This is a genomic window from Enterococcus sp. E5-37, assembly GCF_035726925.1.
Lineage (GTDB): Bacteria > Bacillota > Bacilli > Lactobacillales > Enterococcaceae > Enterococcus_B > Enterococcus_B faecium.
On the sequence record NZ_JAPMLG010000011.1, the window covers coordinates 1 to 20,975 of the forward strand.

A 20,975-nucleotide genomic window follows, 5' to 3' on the forward strand; every position below is an offset into this window, starting at 1 on the left:
TGTAGTAAAATCATTCATAGGGAAGTCCTCTTTTCTGTGAATTGGTTGTCGTTAACTTTATTCTACAGAAGGGACTTCCTTTTTTGTATGGATTTTTTCATTTACACAAAATATTTTATACTCTCAAATAAGCAAATAAAAATTAAAGTAACAAAATAGTTATGACACAAGTAAAAGAAATAAGAATAACAATATTATTTTACTTATATTTTGAAACTTGTGAGAGTTTGTCATTCGTGCTATAGTTGAAAAGTAACAAAAATAAATTTTATTTATGATGTACCTTTAGCTCAGTTGGTTAGAGCAGACGGCTCATAACCGTCCGGTCGTAGGTTCGAGTCCTACAAGGTACATAAGAGGTTGTGAAAAAGCTGCCCTGCATCAAGTAATAAGAACAGCCAAGTAAAAACAGCTTCTTATGTTTTTACTTGGCTGTTCTTATTACTGCAGATGCAAGCTTTTGAATACCGTTTAAGGAAGAGGTTGTGAAATCAGCGTTTTGACCTGAGTATTAGCTTAACAAACGGAAAAATAGTTCCTCATATTTTGCCGTTTGTTAAGCTAATACCGAGGGTCAGCTGATTGAACACCATTTAAGAAAGAGGTCGTGAGCCTGCCGTTTCACTCTGTGTCATAAAAAAGCCAATCTACTTTGATAGAAAAAGCACGTAGGACTAAAACAGTTCTGCGTGCTTTTTTTATTGTGTGTTAAATATCGTAAATGAAGATAGATATTTTTATGATTCGACGATAGAGACGTTGAAATCTTTCAACAGCTCTAAAGCGGATTCTCCGTGTTTTCTACTGGAGACTAACATTGGATCAACAAAAAAGTCTGCTTCAGGAAAAGCACTCTGCAGGCCTATCAGATTAGAGAGTACACACAAGTTTGTTTCAATCCCGACTACTTCGATCTCTTTTTGTTCTTCTTTGCTTTCAAATAAAGTTTCCTGGATTTCAGCTAAAGTTTCAGGTGGAATCGTAAAGTAATACTTTTTAATCACTCGTTCATTTTCTTGTGGAGAAAGAAGAGGGATCAATTGCAAATCTTCTCGTTCTTCTTCTTTGTCCTTCAGTTCAACTGGTATATCCCGTGTGAAGAGAATATATTCATTATTTTGGCGTGCTTTAGCTAATCTTTGAGCAATACGTTCTGCCAATTGATCTGACTCTGGAATATAAAATTCGCTGTTTGGATCAAGAATATGATTTTGCATATCAATAATAACTAACATTTTCTTTCCTCCTACATTCATATCGTCATTTTATTCTTTTTAATAGAAGTTTTTTAAAATATAAGCAACACCAGCTTCTTCATTCGTCAGTGTTACTTGGTTTGCAATTTCTTTTACTTGTCGCTGTGCATTCCCCATCGCAATACTCAACCCGCTGTAATTCAACATAGCAATGTCGTTTTCTTGATCGCCAAAAGCCATGATGTCACTCGATTCGATTCCAAGGTAATCCGCCAGAAAAACAAGTGAATGAGCTTTAGTGATACCTGTAGGCGTGATTTCTAAGAAATGCGGATCAGAGAATACTGATTGGATACCATCTGCTTGCAGATCTCTTTGTAGCTTCTGTAGTTTTTCTTCACTCTTATCTGTTAATGCTAATTTAAGATAGCTAAGAGAAGGATCTTCCAACATATTTAAAATTTGATCAAAAGAATGGTTCTGTAAATTGAAATGTTCATAATAAGGGTCATCTTTGACTAGATTTGATTCATCGAATGTCAGCTGATCATCTTGGGTTTCTCGGCTAGCAATGATGGATATTTTCGCTTCTTGAGCATAGAAGAAGGCTTTTCTCAGTGTATCGCTATCTATTTTTGAACGTCTGAGAACTTTCGCCATTTTTCCATCCTTCATTTCAGCAATCAGTGAACCATTGGAAGAAATCAAATAGCCACCGATTCCTAATTCGGAAAAAATATCTTTAGCAGAAATGCTGTTCCTTCCGGTAGCGACGGTTACGATTCCGCCATTTTCATCAAATTTCCGAAGTGCTTGGATATTTTCTTCTGGTATCTTTCCATTTCGATCAAGCAAGGTACCGTCTAAATCAATCGCTGCTAGTTTCATTTTATCTTCCTACTTTCTTTTTACATATCTATTTTCCTGTTACCTTAAGATTAAATGAGAATTTAAAAAAATGAAACTAACTTGCTTTGTCATTATGAATTTTTTCAAAAAACATTCTTAAGAAAAAGGTGGCTATATATAGTAGTTTTTGGTCAATACCTTTGAATAAAAAGCCATGAAAAACGAATAGTTAGCGCTTACCAATGCGTTTTGTGATAAAAAAATTTTAAAATATTCAATGAAAACAAAGCATATATTTTGCTTTAAAACCAAATGAGGAATATTCTAGATGTAGAACAGGTTAGAAAAAGATTAGAAAAAGGAGTGATTTTGATGGAGAAGAGATACGGCGTAGTTCCTGTGGTAACTGCTTCAGACGAAAATTATGCTCCTTACTTGAGCGTGATGATCGCAACTGCATTAGAAAATTGCAATAAAACAAGACGCATAAAATTTTATGTGATTGACGATGGTCTATCAGAATATAGTAAAGAAGGATTGGAAGAAACGGTAAATAAATATTCAAGTAATGCAAGTATCCAATTCCTGACAGTGGAAAAAGATATCTACGAAGACTTCCTAGTCAGTGACCATATCACAACTACCGCTTACTTAAGAATTTCTTTACCAAACTTATTAGCTAAAGAGGATTATAAGAAAGTCCTTTACTTAGATTCAGATGTGTTAGTACTAGACGATATCGTAAAACTATATGATGAGCCGTTAAATGGAAAAACAATCGGCGCTATTATCGATCCAGGCCAAGTGAAAGCTTTGGAAAGATTAGGAATCGATTCCGATGACTTGTACTTCAATTCAGGAGTGATGGTGATTGACATTGATCAATGGAATAAAAAAGAAATTACAGAAAAAACTATCCATTACCTCAGTGAAAATGGCGATCGAATCATCTATCACGACCAAGATGCTTTGAATGCTGTACTTTATGAAGATTGGGAACAACTTCATCCAAAATGGAACATGCAGACTTCGCTGATTTTTGAACGTCATCCAGCACCAAATGAAAAATATGAACGTCAGTATAAAGAAGGAAATGAAAAACCTTCGATCGTTCACTTTACAGGACATGATAAACCTTGGAATACGTTGAAAGATCATCCGTATACCAATTTATACTTAAAAAAATTAGCACACAGTACTCTAACGAAAGTAGGCGAGATCAATGAATAAAAAAGAAATAGCAGTAGTCGCAAGTTGTAACACAAAATTCGTACCACATTTAGCTGCATTATTTGTCTCAGTATTAGATAATTGCAACCCGTCTAAATTTGTTCGGTTCTATGTGATTGACGATGATATCGATTTTGAAAGTAAACAGCTTTTACGCTTCTCAGTGAAAAACGCACGAATGAACTCAGATGTGGAATTCTTGAAAATCAATAAAGAATTCTTTACAAATGTGGTAATCAGCGATCGTATTCCAGAAACAGCTTATTATCGTATTGCGATTCCGGAATTGTTCCGCGGCACAGAAGTTGAACGTATCTTATATATGGATTGCGACATGATCGCTTTACAAGATATCTCTAAATTATGGCGTCTTGACTTCGGTGATTCAATTGTAGCAGCTGTTGAAGACGCTGGGTTCCATCAACGACTGGAAAAAATGAAAATTTCAGCTAAATCAATGCGTTATTTCAACTCAGGTTTGATGCTGATCAATGTGAAAAAATGGTTAGATGAAAATATTACGCAAAAAGTATTAGATTTCATCGAACATAATCCAGAAAAATTACGATTCCATGACCAAGATGCATTAAATGCTATCTTACATGACCGTTGGTTACCACTTCATCCGCGTTGGAATGCACAAGGCTATATCATGGCAAAAGCAAAAAAACATCCAACAGCAGCAGGTGAACGTGAATACGAAGAAACTCGCAACAATCCTTACATTATCCATTTTTCAGGACATGTGAAACCGTGGAGCAAGGATTTTGAAGGGCCAACGAAGAAATATTACGAAAAATATGCAGGGATGACGGCTTTCCGTTGTGTAGCTAAATTCCCTAAATATCCAAAATATGCAAAAGTTCAACCAAAAACAGATGTAGTTGTTAAATAATAGAAGACAACAACTGAAGAGGGGGAGTAGGAATGGAAATTACAATGTCTAAAAATGCAGTAGAGACGTTAATTGAAAAGGTTGGGGAAAATACAAAAATCGCACTCGCGCTTATCAATGATTCCGATCCATTTTTAAGGGACAAAGGTGCTTTTGCAAAAGGCAGCTTTTTTCAAATCATTCCTTTTGTTTCGGAATTTGGAGAATATGCGACTAAAATCGAGCATCCATTATTGGACATCTATACATCTAAATTAGAGCAAAATTATTTCGGTAAACGATTGAACATGGACTTCAACAAACAGCTTGACAGCTTTTCATTAGAAAATGAAATCGCAGTACTCGATTATAATATCAAATTAAAGAACTGCTTCTTCAGCTAATAGTTTCGAGAAAGTCCAAAAAGGAGGTATACATTGAGATACTACTTTGTGGATGAAGAAAAGAATGTAATAGAAACAGATGAAAAAAAATATAATTGGCTCGTACTTGATAGTGCAAAGCCCGAAGAGATTGAGCAAGCAATCGAAGAATTCGAGCTTCCTGATGATATTTTCGTAGGAACCGAATATCCGGAAGAAGTTTCTCGGATGGAGCGCCTTTATGAGACGAAACTAGAGCATCCATTTTCTTTGGTAGTGATTAATCTAGATCAGTCAGATAATCGTATCGAAAAAAAATTAACGCCAATATCTTTTGTACTTTCCGATAATCTCTTGATTACTTGTATCGATAGAAAAACCGAATTTGTGGATCGGCTGCTGACAAAGCATGGAAATCATTTAAACTCGTTTGAAAAGATCATCACGTATACATTATTAGATATTTACACCCATTACGTGAAAGAACTAAGAGAGATGAAAAAGCGAATTGACGCTTTGGATAAAGCAGCTCGTAAAACAACGGAAAATGAAGAACTGTATAAACAGGCAGATCTTGAAAGAGACATCGTATATATCGATCATACCTTAAGAGATCAACGGGAAACAATGGATCAATTATGGAATTCTGAAACTTTCATCAAACGTTTAGACGATGAACAGCTACTCTATGATGTCCATTTGAGACAGCGACAAACAGAAAAAATGATCGAGATCTATCGAGATTTATTAGAGAGTATTGGTGATCTATTCAACGGGATGATGGACAATAATCTAAATCATATCATGAAATATCTAGATTCAGCTGCATTAATCATTTCCGTTCCGGCGTTGTTCGCAGGGATTTGGGGAATGAATACAGGAGGATTACCGGGTAAAAGTTCTGCTCTAGGCTTTATACTCGTAGTCTTTGGCTCTTTGATAGCAGCAGTAGTTTTAGGTTACCATTTATACCGGAAAGATTATACAAATTAAAGAATCTATTTAAAACAGGTATCAAACAAAGAAATTTGTTTTGGCAATACAATTTAAAAACTAGGAGGAATACAGCAATGACAGAACCAAAATTAATCGACCCGCGAAACTTGTACCATACGGAGAAATTTCCTAAACAAGATCAGGATACACCAGCTTTACAGCAGAATATGATTCCTGTTCCTGATTGTGGAGAAGAATCCTATGAAGGCAATAATCAACTAGAAAACCGCCGTGTACTAATCACTGGTGGAGATTCAGGGATCGGTCGTGCAGCAGCGATTGCATTTGCTAGAGAAGGGGCAGATATCGCTCTTCAATTCTTCCCAGGAGAAGAAAAAGATGCAGAGGAAGTAGCAAAATACGTGAAAGTTGCAGGACGTAAGATTGTCTTACTACCTTTTGATCTTCGTGACGAACAAGCACCTAAAGAAATCATAGATAAAGCCGTGAGTGAACTTGGCGGGCTAGATACGATGGTACTAAACGCAGGACAGCAAATTTCTTGTCAGTCTATTGCTGAGTTACCACTTGAGCAAGTCAAAGACACATTTATGATAAACATCATCGCTATGTTTGCTTTAGTGAAAGAAGCTGTTCCGCATATCCCAGCAGGAGGAGCAATCGTAACAACAACTTCTGTTCAAGCATTCAATCCAAGCGAACATTTATTAGATTACGCAGCAACAAAAGCTTCAATCGCTAACTTTACGATCGGTTTAGCAAAACAGCTTGCACCTAAAGGAATCCGTGTAAATGGTGTAGCACCTGGTCCAATCTGGACACCATTACAACTAGACGAAGGACAACCTTCTGATTCGATCCCTGAATTTGGTCAGCAAAGTTTACTAGAACGTGCAGGTCAGCCAGGAGAATTAGCACCAGTTTATGTTTTCTTAGCATCGAATAAAGCAAGTTATGTTACAGCCCAAATTTACGGAGTAACTGGTGGAGAAGCGATCAACTTATAAGAAGTTGATCGTTTCACCCCTATGAGGAGGTGCGAAAATGAATAAAGGTGTAAAAACGATCGGAGTGATCGGAACATTACTTTTGCTATCTGTGCTTTTGTTTGCGATACTATTAAGTGCAACCTATCCATTGCCTTTTCAGCTAGAGAAGTTTCGATTCTTTTCCATCACTAATTCATACGTGCAACAATATGTATTTTGGCTTGCCGTTGCATTTGCTATTTTGACAATTATCACGTTACTTGTTTTCCTGTTTTATCCAAAAACAATCGGAAACTTTCTACTGAAACATGGTGATGGGGAGTTGACGTTGGATAAAAAAGCAATTGAAGGAATGGTTCGTTCTCACTTGCATGAAGATGAATTCATCCATTCACCAAAAGTAAATGTCAAAGCAACGAAAAACAAGATCGCCGTCAATGTAAAAGGAGAGTTGAAACGAACTTCAGCACTCATTGGTAAAACAGGAACATTGATGAAAGAAATCGAAAATGAAGTACAACACATATTGGGAACAAAAGAGCCAGTGAAAGTATCGGTGAAATACACAGGCTTTGAAGAACCAGCTAAACGAAGCAATGACCGCAAACGAGTAGAATAGGGGGGGACCAAAAATGAAAGAACTATTTTCGACATACAAGCTCCCTATCATCTTTGGGGTACTTGGATTGATATTAGCCGTTTTATGGATCACCGTGGGCTTTTTCAAGACCTTATTGATCTTGATCATGGCAGCGATCGGCGTCGCTATCGGTTTTTATCTGAAACAAACGAAAATCTTAGATCACTATTTTAAATCTTAGGAGGAAACATCCATGAATAACAATAACAAAAATAATAACAATAAAATGAACAACCAAAAACCAGTGTCTGCACATCCAGACCCAACGACACCAAACCAATCAAATGGTGTGAACGATGAAAAGAACAAAACAGCACCAGTATCTGCACATCCAGATCCAGTAGTCCCTAACGTTCAACAAGGAGTAGAAGAGAAGAAACATGATGCAGAAAAGCATGCACCTCATCATCCAGGAACTCCAGAATCTAAAGTTCCAGAACAACATGATGCAATCGATCCTTCTAAACCTGTGGAAGAGCAAAAACATCCTTCTGACCATGCGAAAGCACAAGAAAAACTTAGTTCTGACCACACAAACGGACAAGGAAAACTTGGTTCTGATCATACAAATAACCAAGGAAAGCATGATTCTGAACAGGAAGATTCAATGCGCGGTGAGCTGAATTATGAAGATAAAGTTGTGCAAAAAATCATCGGAATCGCAATTGAACAAGTAGACGGTTTATTATCTGCAAACGGTGGTTTCTTCTCTAATGTGGCAGGAAAACTTGTGAATACAGATAATGTAACGGCTGGGATCGAAACAGAAGTCGGTAAAAAACAAGTAGCAGTTGATATGGATGTCATTGTGGAATATGGCAAAGATATCGAAAAAATCTTTGAAGAAATGCAAGAAGTAATCGGCAAAGAAGTAAAAAATATGACACATTTAGAAGTGATCGAAGTCAACGCTAACGTAGTGGACATCAAAACAAAAGAAGAATTTGAAAAAGATCAAGAAACGGTGCAAGACAAAGTAACTGACGCAGCGAAAAAAACCGGTGAATTTGCTTCGAATCAAACAGATAAAGTAAAATCAGCAGCTGGAAGCGGCGCACAAAAAGTAAAAGAAAATACAGAACCACGGGTTCAGTAATAAGGAAGTAAAACATTAGGAGGAACGAAACATGGGATTTATTTGGTCACTTATCGTCGGAGGAATTATCGGAGCAATTGCAGGAGCAATCACGAATAAAGGTTCTTCGATGGGGATTATTGCAAATGTCGTAGCAGGTTTAGTTGGATCAGCACTTGGTCAAGCATTATTAGGTTCTTGGGGACCAAGTATTGCAGGAATGGCAATCGTGCCATCATTGATTGGTGCCATCATTTTAGTACTAATCGTATCATTCTTTGCTCGAAAACTGTAAAAAGACTTTTAAAAAGAGGTCGTGAAAAAGCTGTTCTTCATCAAGTAATAAGAACAGCCAAACAAAAATAGCTTCTCATATTTTTCATTTGGTTGGGCATATTATCGAAGATGCAAGCTTTTGAACACTGTTTATACGGAATAAGAGGCTGTGACAAGACTTTTGTCACAGCCTCTTATTTATGCGGGCAAATTCCCAATTAGATTTTTAAAAGTTTTTCCTTAAATGTGTCTTTATTGATACAGAGAAGCTTCTTTAATAAAACAATGCCTCCCTAAATTTTCTTGAGATAGGAAAGGTGAACATACAAAATAATACGACCACTTTGAAAACCCAGATGATCCACAAATGGATCGTATGATACTGATGAAGTAAAAAGCAATGGATCAGAAACTCAAAGAGATTGAAAAAGACAAGGAAGAAATAATATATCTTTTTTACTCTTGTCTGTTTTAGCCAATAATAGCTCGTAAAGTAATCTAGACAAACAAATAGAAGTAAACAAAGTTTCGTAAGAGCAGCAATCGTATCATGTTGCTCTGCTAGACGATTGACGAGCAGGAAAAATGTTGGTAATGGAATATAGATCACGAGTAATGAAAGAAAAAAGTAAACAATAAATGGCATACTATTCCTCCTAATTGTGTGAGTTCGCCCTCATTTTAAAATAACGATATTTGTTTGTGAAGCTTTTTCGTGTCGTAACAAATGTTATCTAATGTATTTTTAAATAAATAATCATTATTATCAAAATAATGTTAAAAATAAAAAAGAATTGTCCATAACTGTTATTCAAATCATTTTATCAAAACTACATAGTAAATGTTAAAAAGCAACATGACATAATATATAGAAGGCTTTACAGTATATATGGGAGCTTACTAAAAAAGAATGGAGTAAGAGTTAACACAATGGGCCATTAGCTGAAGTTTTAAGCACTTCAAGGTATGAAACAGAATGGCCTGTAATACTACATGATTATTTAGACTGCTCAAACTGCTATCAGTCTGGTGGAATGAATAAAGTATTATACTAAAAGCAGATCCAACTACAACGTAACAGGAAACCAGTTGTATCAGGAAAAGTGATAGTACATGGAGAAGAAAAGACCCCCTTTGTATGAGTCAGTACATATCTTATTTATAGATAAAACGGTATTCAATCGAAATAAAAAATCTGAATAATAGACGTAAATAACTTCTAAAAGTCTCACACATCTATCATTCAGATTATTTTTTATTTACTGTTTGTTCTACTTTATTTTATTCTTCTGGTATAGTATTCGAGTCATTTTTATAGGTCAACAAATCACCTGGTTGACACTCCAAAACTTGGCAGATTTTTTCGAGAGTGGAAAAACGGATGGCTTTTGCTTTTCCATTTTTTAGAATAGAGATGTTTGCCATCGTAATGCCCACTTTCTCACTCAATTCAGTCACACTCATTTTTTTTTGAGCTAATACTACATCTAAATTAACGATAATTGCCATGTCGCACCTCACACTGTCAAATCATGATCTGTCTTAAGTAAAATCGCATGTTCAAGCAGTTTTTCCAGCACGCTTGTTAATGTGTATACTGCAAAAGGAATGAATACGACAGCGATTCCTACCAACATCAAACCTGGAGCATCGTCTAAATCCGCTACTTTCATAAATTTAGGAAGTAAGCCAAAAAAGGCGAAACCGATAAACAAAATGGTTCGTTCGATTTTTTTTAGTATGTTTAAGCTTTGAGTGGAAAAAGCTTGGTTATCTTCGATTTTTTTCAATAGTTTCAATAAGAAATAAGCAATAACGATCCCTAGGAGAAGGGCAAAGTAAATGACAGAAACAAATAATGTGGTCTGCCAATCAAAATTGAATCCTTTTTCGCTTGTAGCGATCTGAGTATAAAAAAGTACGCCGAACAAAATAAATACGGCACTTATACCTAAAACGACAAATTTTAATAGCAATGTTTTAAATTTCATTTTTATCCCTCTTTTATCTTTGATAGCTAAAATATAGCAGAATAATTATTGTAAAACAACTATTTTTTATCGAAAAACAATAAAAATATATCGTTTATAAAAAATGATAGAGTATGAAGGTGTGGAGTGCATTTAACAGCTTTTTTTGATTGTAAGAAACATTTAAAACCAGTTATTTTAGATTCTATGTGTGTCTCTTCTATAATGCTAGTTTAGATGCCTGGGATTATATTGGACAATACAGTTGGAGGATTTTTTATTATCTAGCGAAGAGAAGTGTAAGTTAACAGAACTGTATGAGAAAAAAGACAACTACGTAGTAGCTAACCGATTCATTAATTTTTTCAAGTTCATGTTTATTTACGTATCAGAATTTTTCTTATTCAATGGTTTGGTGTAATCACCACTTATTTGTCCTTTATTGCTTATACAATGTTATACAAAAGGAAAATCAAGCATTGACGCATGGGGTGGTACTATCTAGCTGAAATAGCTTAATAAGCGCAAGTAGATGCATTGGATTAGTTTATAAATCAAAAGTGTTAGAGGTATTAAGAAGAAGTAGAAAAATAAAATGGATTGCCGAATAAAAAGTACCATAAATCCTAAAACATGTGCCAACAGATAGATGGCACATGTTTATTTTTTTCGATAATTTTGTAACAAAAATACGAAGATGAAAAAGAATAGAGATTCCCATAATGTAGTAGTCCAACTGAATTCTTTACTGATACCAAATACCATATTTCCTAGATTTGATACAATCAAATAGCCAATCGTTATGATCAATGAATAGTACAATCTTTTCATCATAGGACATACCTCGTTTTTATTTATAAGAATAGTATAAACCAAAGAAGTGAATAAGAAAAATGATAATATAAAAATAAAGTAAGAACGCATTAAAGTAACTAAAGTTATTTATTGTATTTTTTAATTCTCCGAAAAAATTTAATAAATAAATAGAATCTTGTAATAATAACTGAGCATAATCTTTGCAATTTTTAATCTTGAATAATATCCTTTAAGTATAGCCAGCAATCAAAAGTAAATAGAGAATAAGTAAGCAATTGTTATTTCAGTATCAGACTGGCAATAAAACGCCGTTATGATCCAGCAATGTTTGGTAGCGCTTTATTTACTGATGCTATGCTAACTGTTCGCTATCTATACTGTGATTGTCGGTAGAGTTATTTACAGGGTAAAAATAAGTTTATAGGAGGTGGAAAATGAATAAGGGGTTAAAAATAATCGGTGTTATCATGAGTTTACTGCTACTTTCAGTATTTCTAGCGATTGCGTTGATCAATGCGCCGTATATTATGCCTGAACAATTGGAACGATTTCGCTTCTTTACTTTAACGAATTACTACATGCAACAATATATTTTCTGGGCAGCTGTAGTATTTGCCGTTCTTGCTATTATCATCTTGCTAGTCGTTCTTTTCTATCCAAAGTCAAGAGGAACTTTCGTTATGAAACGGGAAGATGGCAAACTAACAATCGACAAAAAAGCGATCGAAGGGTTGGTACGTTCCCATTTACACGAAGAAGAGTTCATTCATTCACCTAAAGTACGGATACGTTCAACGAAAAATCGAATCCATATCCATGTCAACGGAGACTTGAAACGAACTTCTTCATTAGTAGGGAAAACAGGTGTATTGATGCAAGATATCGAAGAAGAAGTAACTAAAGTACTCGGAACAAAAGAAACGGTCAAAGTGGCAGTCACATACAGCGGTTATGAAGAACAAGAAGATACAAGAGACTACAAGCACTCTCGAGTGGAATAGGAGGGCCAAATAATGAAAGAACTATTTTCAGCATACAAGCTCCCTATTATCTTTGGGGGTCTTGGACTACTGCTAGCTGTTTTATGGTTAACGATTGGATTTTTCAAGACATTGTTGATCATAATCATGACAGCAATTGGCGCAGGAATCGGTTTTTATTTGAAACAGTCAGGAATAGTTGATCAATTTTTTAAATCATAGGAGGAAACAAAGATGGAAAACAAAAACATGAATACAACAAATGGATCAGTTTTGGCAAATGAAAAAGGAGAAAACCGCATGATGAATGGTGAATTGACTTATGAAGACAAAGTCATCCAAAAAATCATCGGTTATGCATTGAAAGATGTAGATGGTCTATTGACATTAGATGGCGGATTTTTCTCAAATATGGCTGAAAAATTAGTCAACACAGATAACGTAACAGCAGGTATCAATACAGAAGTAGGTAAGAAACAAGTAGCTGTGGATCTAGATGTGATCGTAGAATACGGTAAAGACATCGAAGATATTTACAACCAAATCAAAGAATTGATCAGTACTGAAGTAAACAATATGACACATTTAGATGTTATCGAAGTGAATGTGAATGTTGCAGACATCAAAACACAAGAAGAATACCAAAAAGATCAAGAAACAGTACAAGACAAAGTAACAGAAGCAGCAAAATCCACAGGACAATTTGCTTCACGCCAAACAGATAAAGCAAAATCTGCTGTAGGCAAAGGTGCACAAAAAGTCAAAGAAAATAACGAACCACGTGTACAATAAGAAGTAAGAAGTCAGTTAGGAGGAATTTAAAATGGGATTTATTTGGGCATTAATCGTCGGCGGTATCATTGGAGCAATTGCAGGAGCAATCACGAATAAAGGATCATCAATGGGGATCATCGCAAACATCATTGCTGGTTTAGTAGGTTCAGCAATTGGACAAGCTTTACTAGGAACTTGGGGACCAACAATTGCAGGAATGGCTATCATTCCATCATTGATCGGTGCAATCATTTTAGTATTAGTCGTTTCATTCTTTGCACGTAAATTATAAGCAAATTGAAGAAAAACTTATGTTGAAATGAAGAACAAATTTGAGAACCGTAGCGACACTCGCTGCGGTTCTTTTTTATATATTTTATATGAAGTATTCTTTATTCCTTATGAAAAAATATCTTTAAAAATAAAAAAAGACGAAAATAAACGGTTTTCTATAAAAAGAAGACCGTTTATTTTTTGTCTTTATTTGTGTGAAAAACGAAAAAGAGCACAACACATCAAGCTTTTATTAATTGTCTGTCTTTTATAAATGCAAGTATTAATTCAAAAAAACAGAAGAAAAAAACAACTACACCTTCTTTTATACTCGTAATCGTAGAAAGGAGGCGAAAAAAATGAATACATTACCTATCAATACAGGAGATACAGCATTCATGATTTTATGTACAGCAATGGTTTGCCTGATGACTCCTGGTCTAGCTTTTTTTTACGGCGGATTAGCACGGAAGAATAATATACTAACGATCATGTCTCAATCTTTTCTCTCCGTTGGGATAACAACGATTATGTGGGTATTTGGTGGATTCGGATTGGCCTTTGGACGGGATATCGGCGGTGTTATTGGAAACCCGGCAGATTTCTTTTTGATGAGACATGTTACAAGCTTCCCCAACATGTTTCATGGTGCAACGATTCCATTTTTAATGTTCTTTCTTTACCAACTGATGTTTATCGTGATTACCGTTCCTTTGATGACAGGAGCTTTTGCAGGGAGATTGAATTTAAAAGGCTATATTATACTTGTTATTTTTTGGAATCTGCTGATTTATTTCCCTGTTTGCCACTGGATATGGGGTGGCGGATTTTTGGATCAGATGGGATTTAGAGATTTCGCTGGTGGAGCAGTCATCCACACGACAGCTGGATTCGGCTCTTTAGCATGTATCCTCACACTTGGTCAAAGAAAGATTCCTTTAGGAGAAAGAAGTCAGCATAGCAGTCTTATGGCAGCTGCTATCGGTACAGGACTGCTTTGGTTTGGCTGGTTCGGTTTTAATTCCGGTGGTGCACTTCGAGCAGATGAACAAGCAGTCAATGCATTTGGTTCAACATTCATCGCTCTTGCATTTGCGATGATTACTTGGCTGATCATTGCAAAAGTAAAAGGAAATGGCTTTGATTTTGTCGACGTACTAACAGGATCCGTTGCTGGATTGGCAGCCATTACGCCTTGTGCCGGTTATGTAGAAGCAAAAAGTGCCATGCTGATTGGGATCATTGCGGGTATCGTCTGTCATGCTGCTGTTGATTTTCGTAAAAAGAAACAATGGGATGATGCACTTGATGTGTGGGGTGTTCATGGCATGGGCGGATTCACAGGTACGATTCTGATAGGGATCTTTGCATCTAACAGCCATTTACTAACGAATCCAAGCAGCTGGTACTTCTTAGGGATTCAAGTGATTGGTGTCATCATTACTGCCGTGTATGCCTATGTGCTGACAACAGTGATTTTAAAATCGGCGATGCACTTTACAACGATCACTACTACAAAAGAAGAACAAGAAGAAGGATTGGACTTTTTCTTCTTTGGCAACAAACTCAATTGAAACAAATTCAAATAGAAAAGAGGAAGATTCATGCAACAAAGCAAAACGAAAATTCCTGCAAAAAAATTAACGTTCTTTGGCTTTTTGGCTATGACCATCTCAATGGTCGTTTCATTATATGAATATCCCACATTCGCGACCTCAGGCTTCAGCTTAGTATTTTTCTTGTTATTAGGCGGTTTGCTATGGTTTATCCCTGTGGCATTGTGCGCAGCAGAAATGGCAACGGTGAAAGGATGGGAAAAAGGCGGTGTCTATACTTGGGTCAGTCGCACATTGGGAAAACGATTCGGTTTTGCCGCAATCTTTTTCCAATGGTTTGAGATAACAGTTGGCTACTTGACCATGCTGTATTTCTTAACTGGTGCATTATCCTATGCAACGGGTATTGGTGCTATACAAAACAATAAATATCTGAAATTGGCAATCCTATTGATTATTTTCTGGGCTATTTTACTCTCACAGTTAAAAGGAACCAAATACACTTCATTGATTGCTCGGATCGGTTTTGTAGCTGGTATCTTGTTGCCAGCATTAGTCTTGTTTGGCTTAGGGATCCATTATGTCGCTTCAGGCGCTCCACTACAAACGATACTGTCTATGAAAACATTGATTCCTGATTTTTCGAAATTGCCTACGCTGGTTGTTTTTGTTTCCTTTATTTTAGCATATATGGGCGTAGAAACATCTGCCAGTCATGCAAATGAAATGGAAAACCCTAAAAAGGATTATCCATTAGCAATGTTTGTATTGGTTATTCTGGCAATCATTTTAGATACTTTTGGCGGATTGACCGTCGCTACTACAGTACCTCAACATGGTTTGTCTCTTAATACAGGGGTGATTCAATCGTTAGAATTCCTATTAAGACACATTGATCCAAATCTTGCATGGATTGCGAAAATTCTTGCGATTCTTGTTTGTTTAGGTGTCATCGGAGAAATTGCTTCTTGGGTAACCTCTCCTTCAAAAGCACTTCACGTAGCAGCAGAAGAAGGATTACTTCCTGAATATTTTGCAAAAGAAAACACACACGGTGTTCCTGCTCATTTGATGATCGCAAATGGGATCGTTGCAACAATCTGGGCAGCCGTCTTTACATTAAGCGGCGGGGGGAATAATCTTTCATTTCTTGCAGCGATGTCATTGACTGTTGTAATCTACCTGATGTTGTACTTTATGTTTTTCGCGGGCTATTTGAAGCTGGTTTTTAAAGATGACAGTCTTGAAAGAGCCTATCAGGTTCCAGGCGGAAAAGTTGTAAAAGTAATCGTTGCTTGTTTAGGTCTTTTGACTTCACTTTTTGCTTTTTGTATCTCATTTGTTCCACCTGCTAGTATCGCAGCTGGACAGCATGGGATTTATGAAACGATTCTGATTGTTTCTTATCTTATCGTCTTAGTTATTCCATTTACGATCTACGCATGCCGTCATAAATTCCAGCATGCAGAAAAATAAAAAATGAAAGCTGGTTATTCAAATGGAAGTAAAAGAATTAGAACAATTGATTGGAAAAAATTTCCACTATTATCAAACAGGACAAGTGGCGGATTACATTCCAGCATTAGCTGAAGTGGATCCCAAACAATTAGGTATGGCGATTTATGATTTGGATACAAAACAACTGATTGAGGGAGGAGACGCCGATGTGCGCTTTGCCATCGAAAGCATGTCAAAAGTTCCCGTATTGTTATTAGCAATCAAAGACAACGGAATAGAAAAAGTCTTTCAAACAATCAACACGGAACCAACCGGTTTTGCCTTCAATTCTATCATGAATATGGAAATCAATCATCGCAAACATCCAATGAATCCTTTTGTTAATGCAGGAGCGATTGCAACAACCTCGTTGATTGCCGGTAAAGATGCAGATGAAAAATTTGAGCGAATCTTGTCATTTATGAAAGAGATCTGTGATGATCCTAATATCACATTGAATGAAGAAATCTATCATTCTGAATCAAGAACAGGTGATATCAATCGCTCTCTTGCTTACTATATGAAAGGTAATCAAATGATCGAAGGAGACGTACCGGAGATACTCGATGCTTATTTCAGACAATGCTCCCTCAATGTCACCGCTACAGGCATAGCAAAATTAGCTGCTGTGCTGGCAAATAAAGGAATTGCTCCTTGGAATGGCAAACAAATCATTACTGAAGAAAGTGCTACAATCGTCAAATCAATTATGACAACTGCTGGTTTGTATGATGAATCAGGAGAGTTTTCCGTCCATGTTGGTGTACCTGCAAAAAGCGGTGTAGGCGGCGGGTTGATGGCAGCTGTGCCAAATCGTTACGGCATAGGTGTCTTCAGCCCGGCACTAGATCCATTTGGTAACAGCGCAGCTGGTATCCAATTGTTGAAAGATGTAGTCAAAGAACTAGACGCTGACATCTTTGAATAACCATTCTTGAAAGAGGCTGGGGTAAAAGTCCAAACGGCTCAAAGCTACCTACAATGAGGCTGAAATTGTGAGCTTGTTTGACTTTTGTCCCAGTTTCTTTTTTTATTGGTTTTTGAAAGGGCTTTTCTAAATAAAAAGGAAACAAAAATACGATTTACAGATATGATTAAATAAAATCATAAGAAAAACTGGAGGCGTGTATCAGGAATGCTGGAAAATTACATCGAGCGAAATATATTTAGAAAAGTGTATCTGTGTGAACAATTATTTGAATTCCAAGAAATAGACATCGAACAAACAGCTATTTCTCTAAGGGTGACTACACCAACGATCCTTCACGATCTAGAAAGTCTAGCCGAGTGTCTAGAATATTGTATAAAAGAACAAGTAAGAGAGAAGCATAAGTATAAACTCGTATTCAAACATGGTATTGCTCTTTCTGAGCTCACACAGTTTCTGTACGGTCAATCTTATTTTTTAAAGTTTTTAAGTTATTATTTTAATGGTATATTCACGAGTACAGAACTGGCTGATCTTGAATTTATTTCTTTGAGCAAAGTATATACAATCAAAAAAATCGTATTGGATTTTTTTAAAGAAAATGATTATTTGAAAAATAAAGAAATCATTATCCCAGAATTTGACTCGCGGAACATCTTGCTAGCTTTAGTACGTTATGTCAATTGGGAAGGCTATGAAAATAAAAATCCGTATGTAGAAGAAGCTTGTAACGAGTTGATTGATTATGTAGAGACTCATTTTTTTAAAAGAAGATATTCGGAAGATGAAAAGTCCTTTATCATACGAGGAATAGAGATCGCAATCGGAAGAAAGGCATTTCCCCTTGGACTGAAAGAAGAAGATAAGAAAAGCGCAGAAACGAAGCCGTTATTTCAATTAGTCTGTCAAGGATTGGAAGAGCAAAAAGGAATTCTAGACTTACAAGAAGAAGATGTCTATTATATTTTTTCTTTGTTCAACAGTAGAAATTATACCAATGAGAACATGGAGCTGTTAAGAAAAGATTTCGAAGTTGTTTATAAAAATTTTGTTCTCAATGACCTATCACTGAATGAATTGATTTTACAGATTATTAGTATCGCTGAAATCGACGATGCAGAAAATTTTATTTTCAAGCAATCCTTTTTACAATTTGTCCGTACGTTGTGGGCAGATGGACAAGTATTTTTACCGGAAAGGATCTATCTTCTATCAGAAAAAGAACAACTTCTGTACGGAAAAATTGTAGAAATATTGGAAGAGTGGAAAAAGAAAAATCAAATCCAACTAAGATGGAATGAAAATTTCATTCGAAAATTCGTCAAAAGTCTTTCTTTGATCAACAGTGAACAAGCGGGGAGACAGGAAATAGAAATTTTTGTTGTTTCAGAAAGTTCAGTCAAACAATTTTTTTATCGAACCCAATTTCATTTGTATGCGGAAGAAGGCATCGCTGAAATAAATCCTATTTTATTTCGTTCATTAGAAGAATTGCCTGATGAATGTCTATGTGCGAAAAAAAGAGTGGTTTTGTGCGATGCTGCTAGCTATCAAAATGGATTAGAAACTGAAAAGACAAAGATCTATCCAATCTCATTAAAAGGTGCAAACATCCATTTGTATCATATTGCTCAGGAACTTCACCTATTAAAAAAACATATTTCTTGATGAGACCTTAATTAGGAGACCTTCTACAAAGCTTTTTAATTGTCTGTAGAAGGTTTTTATTTGAGTCCTGATTCGTGCGAAGATCTACTTATATAACAAGCTTTCTCTGAAATTTTTTTAAAATGCTATTGACTTAGAGTCAACTCTAAGTAGTAGAATAGATAAAGTGTAACAAATCTATTTTCATTAAAAGAAGATAGTACGGAGGAGAGAATGTATTATGAGTACAGTATTACATGTATTGGATGCAATCAATAGCCCCGCAGATGTCAAAAAATTATCTGTTGAGGAAATGAAACAGTTGGCAGAAGAGATGCGCCAAAAAATCTTGCAAAAGGACAGCGATGTAGGTGGGCACGTTGGTCCGAATCTAGGTGTAGTAGAATTAACGATTGCGTTTCATTATGTATTTGATTCACCAAAGGATAAAATCGTTTGGGATGTTTCCCATCAGTCTTATGGTCATAAGCTTTTAACTGGTCGAAAAAATGGTTTTGAAAAAGGACATTACCGTGAAGTGAGCGGATATTCCAACCAACATGAAAGTAAACATGACTATTTTACAGTGGGGCACACATCTACATCTATCAGCTTAGCAACAGGTTTAGCTAAAGCGAGAGATCTGAAGAAAGAATCAGGAAATGTGGTAGCATTTATCGGTGACGGCTCCCTAAGTGGTGGCTTAGCTTTTGAAGGATTGAACAATGGTGGTGTTTTACAATCCAATCTAATCGTATTAGTAAACGATAATGAGATGTCTATTGATGAGAATCATGGCAGTTTATATAAAAACTTAGCTGAGCTTCGTCAAACCAACGGTAAAAGCAGCAATAACCTATTTAAAGCAATGGGATTTGATTATCGTTACGTGGATAATGGAAACGATCTGGAAACGGTGATCCGTTTATTTGAAGAAGTAAAAGATATTGATCATCCGATTGTACTTCACGTCCATACGGAAAAAGGTCGCGGTTATCAGCCGGCAATCGATAATAAAATGAAATATCATTGGCATGTACCATTTGATCTGTCCACCGGGGAGGCAAAGCAAGTAACTTCTGGAGAAACATTTAATATGATCATCATGGATTATTTGGATAAGAAAATGCAAACAAGTACAGCTCCTATTGCCGCAGTCAATGCAGCGATACCAGGCGCCTTTGGACTGAAAACATTCCAAGAAAAACATCCAGATCATTATTTTGACGTGGGGATCGCTGAACAGCACTCTATCACTTTCGCTTCTGCTTTGGCTTCTCAGGGAGTACGTCCAGTCGTCTTCCAATCAAGTACTTTCTTGCAACGGGCATATGATCAATTATCACATGATTTAGCGATCAACGAGAATCCAGTGATTATTTTAGTCGGTGGCGGAACGATCTCAGCTAGTGACCGAACACACCAAGGAACATTTGACATTCCTTACTTATCAAGTATCCCGAACATCAAATATCTTGCTCCAGCAACAAAAGAGGATATGATCTCTATGCTAGATTGGGCGTTCGAACAAACAGCGCAGCCTGTAGCAATCCGAATTCCTACACATGGTGTAGAACATGGTACAGCTATCGCAAATGATTATAGTATTCCAGCCTATCAAACAGTAAATAATGGAGGAAAAGTAGCAATTTTAGCTTTAGGCGGTTTTCTTGAATTAGGAAAAGAAACAGTAAAAGCTTTTAGAAAAAAAGGAATCGAAGCAACGTTGATCAATCCAGGAACGATCACAGAAAATGACGTAGAAACATTAGATAAATTAAAAGAAACACACGAATTAGTCATCACATTAGAAGATGGTAGTTTGTCAGGAGGATTTGGCGAAAATATCAGTCGTTATTATGGTGATTCTTCAATGAACGTATTAAATTTTGGTGCAGAGAAAGAATTCACGGATAGCGTTCCTGTAGGGCAGCTTTATGAACGTTATCATTTAACACCAAAACAAATCGTTGAAGATAGTCTGCGTGTCTTGAATATTCAATAATTCATTATGCTCACCATCCAGATAATTGTTTATACTAGTATCTGGATGGTTTTTTCATTA

Annotated in this window: 25 protein-coding genes and 1 tRNA gene; 20 read left to right on the top strand and 6 right to left on the bottom strand. The window is 36.1% G+C overall.

Annotated features, from left to right (window positions below; all coding sequences use genetic code 11):
• The first annotated feature begins 279 nt into the window (after positions 1 to 279).
• A tRNA-Ile gene (locus OS138_RS09605) sits at positions 280 to 353 on the top strand.
• Positions 354 to 737: 384 nt separating this feature from the next.
• Here the strand turns inward: OS138_RS09605 and OS138_RS09610 are convergent.
• Together OS138_RS09610 and OS138_RS09615 are read right to left on the bottom strand one after the other, a co-directional pair.
• The gene (locus OS138_RS09610) at positions 738 to 1,235 is read right to left on the bottom strand and encodes an isochorismatase family cysteine hydrolase (RefSeq protein ID WP_002296667.1); all 498 of its coding nucleotides are present in this window, start codon (positions 1,233 to 1,235) and stop codon (positions 738 to 740) included.
• A gap of 39 nt (positions 1,236 to 1,274) precedes the next feature.
• Positions 1,275 to 2,084: a Cof-type HAD-IIB family hydrolase gene (locus tag OS138_RS09615; protein WP_002296669.1), complete on the bottom strand. Its 810-nt coding sequence runs from the start codon at positions 2,082 to 2,084 to the stop codon at positions 1,275 to 1,277.
• Between the two features lie 333 nt (positions 2,085 to 2,417).
• Between OS138_RS09615 and OS138_RS09620 the strand changes: the two genes are divergently transcribed.
• The 9 genes from OS138_RS09620 to OS138_RS09660 all read left to right on the top strand — a co-directional run bounded on the left by OS138_RS09620 (position 2,418) and on the right by OS138_RS09660 (position 8,488).
• Positions 2,418 to 3,275: a glycosyltransferase family 8 protein gene (locus OS138_RS09620; RefSeq protein ID WP_002296670.1), complete on the top strand. Its 858-nt coding sequence runs from the start codon at positions 2,418 to 2,420 to the stop codon at positions 3,273 to 3,275.
• Positions 3,268 to 4,170: a glycosyltransferase family 8 protein gene (locus OS138_RS09625; RefSeq protein ID WP_002296671.1), complete on the top strand. Its 903-nt coding sequence runs from the start codon at positions 3,268 to 3,270 to the stop codon at positions 4,168 to 4,170. Before OS138_RS09620 ends, OS138_RS09625 begins: the two co-directional genes overlap by 8 nt.
• Before the next feature lie 32 nt (positions 4,171 to 4,202).
• Positions 4,203 to 4,553 (top strand): iron-sulfur cluster biosynthesis family protein, encoded by a 351-nt coding sequence (locus OS138_RS09630; RefSeq protein ID WP_002296672.1) that lies wholly within the window; start codon positions 4,203 to 4,205, stop codon positions 4,551 to 4,553.
• Positions 4,554 to 4,601: 48 nt separating this feature from the next.
• Positions 4,602 to 5,525, top strand: coding sequence for a magnesium transporter CorA family protein (locus tag OS138_RS09635; protein ID WP_002303839.1), 924 nt, complete (start codon positions 4,602 to 4,604; stop codon positions 5,523 to 5,525).
• A gap of 77 nt (positions 5,526 to 5,602) precedes the next feature.
• Positions 5,603 to 6,496 (top strand): SDR family oxidoreductase, encoded by an 894-nt coding sequence (locus tag OS138_RS09640; RefSeq protein ID WP_002300977.1) that lies wholly within the window; start codon positions 5,603 to 5,605, stop codon positions 6,494 to 6,496.
• 37 nt (positions 6,497 to 6,533) lie between these two features.
• Positions 6,534 to 7,097 carry an alkaline shock response membrane anchor protein AmaP gene (gene amaP, locus OS138_RS09645; RefSeq protein ID WP_002296677.1) on the top strand — a complete coding sequence of 188 codons (564 nt, stop codon included), beginning with the start codon at positions 6,534 to 6,536 and terminating at the stop codon, positions 7,095 to 7,097.
• Positions 7,098 to 7,110: 13 nt separating this feature from the next.
• Complete coding sequence (locus OS138_RS09650) at positions 7,111 to 7,299, top strand: DUF2273 domain-containing protein (RefSeq protein ID WP_002291274.1); 189 nt, start codon at positions 7,111 to 7,113, stop codon at positions 7,297 to 7,299.
• A 12-nt stretch (positions 7,300 to 7,311) separates the two neighbouring features.
• Positions 7,312 to 8,214 carry an Asp23/Gls24 family envelope stress response protein gene (locus OS138_RS09655; RefSeq protein WP_002296679.1) on the top strand — a complete coding sequence of 301 codons (903 nt, stop codon included), beginning with the start codon at positions 7,312 to 7,314 and terminating at the stop codon, positions 8,212 to 8,214.
• A 31-nt stretch (positions 8,215 to 8,245) separates the two neighbouring features.
• The gene (locus OS138_RS09660; protein WP_002291278.1) at positions 8,246 to 8,488 is read left to right on the top strand and encodes a GlsB/YeaQ/YmgE family stress response membrane protein; all 243 of its coding nucleotides are present in this window, start codon (positions 8,246 to 8,248) and stop codon (positions 8,486 to 8,488) included.
• A 255-nt stretch (positions 8,489 to 8,743) separates the two neighbouring features.
• On the opposite strand, the gene OS138_RS09665 is transcribed toward OS138_RS09660, so the two are convergent.
• The 4 genes from OS138_RS09665 to OS138_RS09680 form a co-directional block, all read right to left on the bottom strand.
• Complete coding sequence (locus tag OS138_RS09665; RefSeq protein ID WP_325070072.1) at positions 8,744 to 9,115, bottom strand: hypothetical protein; 372 nt, start codon at positions 9,113 to 9,115, stop codon at positions 8,744 to 8,746.
• A gap of 635 nt (positions 9,116 to 9,750) precedes the next feature.
• Positions 9,751 to 9,978, bottom strand: a complete 228-nt coding sequence (locus OS138_RS09670; RefSeq protein ID WP_002295139.1) for a helix-turn-helix domain-containing protein — start codon at positions 9,976 to 9,978, stop codon at positions 9,751 to 9,753.
• A gap of 8 nt (positions 9,979 to 9,986) precedes the next feature.
• Entirely contained in the window at positions 9,987 to 10,460 is a 474-nt protein-coding gene (locus OS138_RS09675; protein ID WP_002295138.1) for a DUF2975 domain-containing protein, read from the bottom strand.
• A 639-nt stretch (positions 10,461 to 11,099) separates the two neighbouring features.
• The gene (locus OS138_RS09680; RefSeq protein WP_002291299.1) at positions 11,100 to 11,273 is read right to left on the bottom strand and encodes a hypothetical protein; all 174 of its coding nucleotides are present in this window, start codon (positions 11,271 to 11,273) and stop codon (positions 11,100 to 11,102) included.
• Positions 11,274 to 11,689: 416 nt separating this feature from the next.
• Between OS138_RS09680 and amaP (OS138_RS09685) the strand changes: the two genes are divergently transcribed.
• From amaP (OS138_RS09685) to OS138_RS09730, 10 genes are all read left to right on the top strand, one after another.
• Positions 11,690 to 12,256 carry an alkaline shock response membrane anchor protein AmaP gene (gene amaP, locus OS138_RS09685; RefSeq protein WP_002295947.1) on the top strand — a complete coding sequence of 189 codons (567 nt, stop codon included), beginning with the start codon at positions 11,690 to 11,692 and terminating at the stop codon, positions 12,254 to 12,256.
• Between the two features lie 12 nt (positions 12,257 to 12,268).
• The gene (locus tag OS138_RS09690; RefSeq protein ID WP_002295945.1) at positions 12,269 to 12,457 is read left to right on the top strand and encodes a DUF2273 domain-containing protein; all 189 of its coding nucleotides are present in this window, start codon (positions 12,269 to 12,271) and stop codon (positions 12,455 to 12,457) included.
• A 12-nt stretch (positions 12,458 to 12,469) separates the two neighbouring features.
• Complete coding sequence (locus OS138_RS09695) at positions 12,470 to 13,027, top strand: Asp23/Gls24 family envelope stress response protein (RefSeq protein WP_002295944.1); 558 nt, start codon at positions 12,470 to 12,472, stop codon at positions 13,025 to 13,027.
• Between the two features lie 31 nt (positions 13,028 to 13,058).
• Positions 13,059 to 13,301 carry a GlsB/YeaQ/YmgE family stress response membrane protein gene (locus OS138_RS09700; RefSeq protein ID WP_002290686.1) on the top strand — a complete coding sequence of 81 codons (243 nt, stop codon included), beginning with the start codon at positions 13,059 to 13,061 and terminating at the stop codon, positions 13,299 to 13,301.
• Between the two features lie 27 nt (positions 13,302 to 13,328).
• Positions 13,329 to 13,556 carry a hypothetical protein gene (locus OS138_RS09705; RefSeq protein ID WP_002295943.1) on the top strand — a complete coding sequence of 76 codons (228 nt, stop codon included), beginning with the start codon at positions 13,329 to 13,331 and terminating at the stop codon, positions 13,554 to 13,556.
• A gap of 85 nt (positions 13,557 to 13,641) precedes the next feature.
• On the top strand, positions 13,642 to 14,856 hold the full coding sequence (locus OS138_RS09710; protein WP_002296683.1) for an ammonium transporter: 1,215 nt from the start codon (positions 13,642 to 13,644) through the stop codon (positions 14,854 to 14,856).
• Positions 14,857 to 14,886: 30 nt separating this feature from the next.
• Positions 14,887 to 16,314: an amino acid permease gene (locus tag OS138_RS09715; RefSeq protein WP_002295940.1), complete on the top strand. Its 1,428-nt coding sequence runs from the start codon at positions 14,887 to 14,889 to the stop codon at positions 16,312 to 16,314.
• A gap of 22 nt (positions 16,315 to 16,336) precedes the next feature.
• On the top strand, positions 16,337 to 17,263 hold the full coding sequence (gene glsA, locus OS138_RS09720; RefSeq protein ID WP_002295938.1) for a glutaminase A: 927 nt from the start codon (positions 16,337 to 16,339) through the stop codon (positions 17,261 to 17,263).
• Between the two features lie 207 nt (positions 17,264 to 17,470).
• Positions 17,471 to 18,931 (top strand): hypothetical protein, encoded by a 1,461-nt coding sequence (locus tag OS138_RS09725; RefSeq protein WP_002295937.1) that lies wholly within the window; start codon positions 17,471 to 17,473, stop codon positions 18,929 to 18,931.
• 220 nt (positions 18,932 to 19,151) lie between these two features.
• A complete protein-coding gene (locus OS138_RS09730) occupies positions 19,152 to 20,915 on the top strand; it encodes a 1-deoxy-D-xylulose-5-phosphate synthase (RefSeq protein WP_002287770.1) in 1,764 nt (587 codons plus the stop codon).
• Positions 20,916 to 20,975 lie beyond the last annotated feature (60 nt).